This is a genomic window from Phenylobacterium sp., from assembly GCF_025351295.1.
Lineage (GTDB): Bacteria > Pseudomonadota > Alphaproteobacteria > Caulobacterales > Caulobacteraceae > Phenylobacterium.
On record NZ_JANXWD010000073.1, the window covers coordinates 1 to 3,278 of the forward strand.

2 protein-coding genes are annotated in these 3,278 nt (G+C 62.8%); both read right to left on the reverse strand.

Going from position 1 to position 3,278, the window contains the following annotated elements:
• Positions 1-348: 348 nt before the first annotated feature.
• The gene (locus Q0R13_RS10825; RefSeq protein ID WP_293903682.1) at positions 349-1,035 is read right to left on the reverse strand and encodes a hypothetical protein; all 687 of its coding nucleotides are present in this window, start codon (positions 1,033-1,035) and stop codon (positions 349-351) included.
• Positions 1,036-1,858: 823 nt separating this feature from the next.
• Positions 1,859-3,278 (reverse strand): RHS repeat-associated core domain-containing protein (locus Q0R13_RS10830; RefSeq protein WP_293903684.1); only part of this gene is annotated, 1,420 nt, incomplete at its 5' end.

The following is a 3,278-nucleotide window of genomic DNA, read 5'->3' on the forward strand; positions in this document are numbered from 1 at the left end:
CAGCACCTCCAGCCGGCGAACCTGCACCGGCTTAGGGTCAAGCGTAGGGTCAAATCCAGACATGAAACGATCCGCCCAAGGGGATCGTCACCATCACCGGCCACCCCGCTCAGGGGAAGGTGGGGTCAGGACGGCGCTTACAGTACTTCGGATCGCGCATGCCAGACGTCAGATCCCGGCCGCGGATTCCCGCGCTCAGCGCCCACAGAGGGGCGTGCTTTTTCGGGACCAGGTGAATGCGGCCTGCCTAAGAGCAATTCTCAGGCACCTCACGCTGCAACAAGCCCACATCGCCTGGGGGCGCAACGTGCGCGGGGAGTCGCAATCCGTGGTCTCCCGGGGCGTGTACTACGATCTGGCGTCGGACCGACGTTCGGAGAAGTCCGCGGGCAGCGAGATAACCCGGTTCAGCGCGTCGGGGTGAGTGTACGGGCCGCATAGGAGCGCTGCCTGCACAATCCGATCGGCGGCCAGGCGATCCGAAGGGCTAATCTGGGGCAGCGTTGACGTCACCTCGGGCGGGACGCGCAACCGCCCATCGGGGCCGATTGACAGGGTCAGTTGGCCAAACCCTAGCACGGGCCGGAAATCGGGTTTGAGGCAGCGGGCGATCTGCGCCAGGAGGTCCGACACGGCGAGCGGATTGCCACCCTGGGATCGGCTCGCACCGACATCGCCCTCAAAGACGCCTGCGGCCTGGCCCGCTTCGCCCTGGGCGACCGAGGCGTCACTCGGGGGCCGGGTCGGCTCCTGCGGGTCTCTTGGTAACGGGTCCTCATTGGAGTTTAGCGCCCCTCCGCTGAGGACCTTGACGGTCTCCGGCCGCAGCTGATCGCGCTCTCGCGTCGCCTCTGGCGTCGCCGTGTTCCGGCTTCCTGCCTGGAGCCCTCCGGCCGCGAAACCGGAGACGAGGGAGACCCGGATGCCCGTCCCGAGGTCCGGCCCGGCCGCGCCAAAGGGCGCATCGGCATGCTGAAGGAAGAGTCCAAGGCCCAACAGCAGATGGAATCCGAGCGAGACCGATGCTGCCGTCATGCGCCGACGCCGCCGGGACCGCGCTGCGCGCCACGGCATCGAGCTGTCGACAACGGCCGCGTAGTCCCTCGCCGCTACTGGGCTGCCGGCTTCACAACTCGCCCCAGTTGCCGTCTCCGCGGCGCGGCGAAACCAGTTGATCGCGTCGGGTTCAATGGGCTCCAAGTCGGCGGTCCTCTCAAGATGGTCGTCGCCCGCTCCGGTCGACGTTGCTCGCCGACGACCCACTTCCGCTCGGGGGCTGCGCGCCGTCGGAGTTCAGCGACCTCGGCGGCTGACAAGGCGGGTGATACCTATCGGGGCATTTCAATATCCGTTGCGGCATTTCCCAGGTCGGGATTCCGTTTGAATTCCTCAACTTCCCGAGGCGGAGCTATGTGTAGCCTCTGGACTCTTTGTGGAGGTTCTGCACTCGAGCCGAAACTTCACTCCGGCCCAACTCGCCGCTCAGCAAAACCCTGCATATCGGGGTCTCCGGTGAGCCCTTGGTGAGCGTCCCCAAATGCGCCTGAAGGATTAGAATGCAACGGAGGGTGGCTCCTCATTGGGGAATTTCTCCAGTATACGAGGCAGTGTTTTTTGTAATGATCTCAAGTGAAACTCAATATGTTGGATAAAATTCACGTCTATCTCGATTAGGAATTCTTCCAGTTGGTCCTGGCTCAACGTTGAGCCTGCGTGTTTAGCAATCTCATCTAAGAACCACTGGCAGATATCCGCCAAATCCATGAAATCTACACGAACTCGCGCGTGCGTGTCGGCGTCAGGGGCGTAAGGCTTGAGTTGATCGATCAATGCGAGCAACTTAGAGTGCTTATCATAGTTACTTTCCATTTGGCAAGCGCCCCCTTAGGCGTTTTATTCGCATGGTCCAGGCTCTTATCTCACCTCGCCAATGATTAGCCTCACGGCAGTTTGGATCTTTCTGTAGCTTTCGCTTGTGGTCTTCGATTTGTCGCTCAAGCCCAGCAATTTTTCTTCTCGTCTGCTTGTTGTTCTCAGCTATCGAGATAGAGTCTTCTAGTGCATTGCCAATAGATCGGCCTAATAACGCACCCGCGGGAATGACGCCCGCTTCTCCTGGCCCCGTCTCAATCCCAACTACGCCCGCTGTCCACGCGCCTATCTCTGCCCCGAGCAGAGAGCCTGCCGGCCCGAGTCCCCACGGATCGCTATTATTGAGCGGATCGCCGTCGACATAGGCGTAAACGCTCTGCCCTGCCTCGATTCCTAGCGGATCGGCCTCGATGTAGCGGCCCAGGCTCGGGTCGTAGTTTCGACGCCAGTTCTGCGAGAGGTCCCCATCCTCAATCTCCTCCCACTGGCCGGGTAGGCGCAGCGGCAGACCGACGCTGGGCATGCTGAGCATGGTCGCCAGGCCATAGGGCTCCACATAGGCGTTCCAGACCATCGCCCGGCTAGCGTCGGTCATTATCAGAGGCTCGTCGAGCTGGCCCGGGTGAACGAAGTAGGTTGAAGCTGTTCCGGTCGAGGAATCGATCACCGCCACCAGCAGGTCATCGACCCAGAGGTATTCCCGCACCGGATTGCCGGTCGCCGCATCGTGTTCCGCCAACAGATGGCCATTGGAATCGAAGATGAAATGCGAGTGGTGGGCCATGGAGGCCGACACGTCCGCCCACACCCGCTGCCCCCGGAAGTCGTAGCCGTACTGGGCGCGGGTCACACTGTTTAGGTTGACCAGGCTCAGGCGCTTCCGGGCGTTGTACTGGTAGTCATAGGTCGGCCCGCCGGCATACACAGACTGCGCGAGGTCCCCGCCCGTGCGCCAGGTCAGCGTCCGCAAGGTTGCGCTCGCCCCGTCTTGCACGCTGTCCACGCGATTGCTGGTGCTGGCGTCGACCGCCGTCTCATGGGTCGTGGTCGCGCCGATTTGGCGGGCCTTGTCCAGCCGGCCGCCGGCGGCGTCATAGGTATAGCTGTCGCCGCCCCACGCGCCTTGCGCGGACGCGAGCCTGCCCGCATCCGTGTAAGTGAAGGTCGCGCCTCGGCCGGAGGAGGCATTGTCGGTGACGCCGGCCAGCTGCCCGTTCTCGTTACGTGCGAAGCTAAGATCGAGACGGGTCACGGCCGTCGCCTTCACCTCAACGCGGCCCAGCCAGTAGTTCTGGTCGAAAGTGCGGGTGAGGGTCAGGCCGTTGCCGTAGGTCAGGCTCTCCAGCGGACCGAACGGCCGATAGGAGACACCTGAGGCAATCGTGTCGACGGCGCTGGTCGGCGTC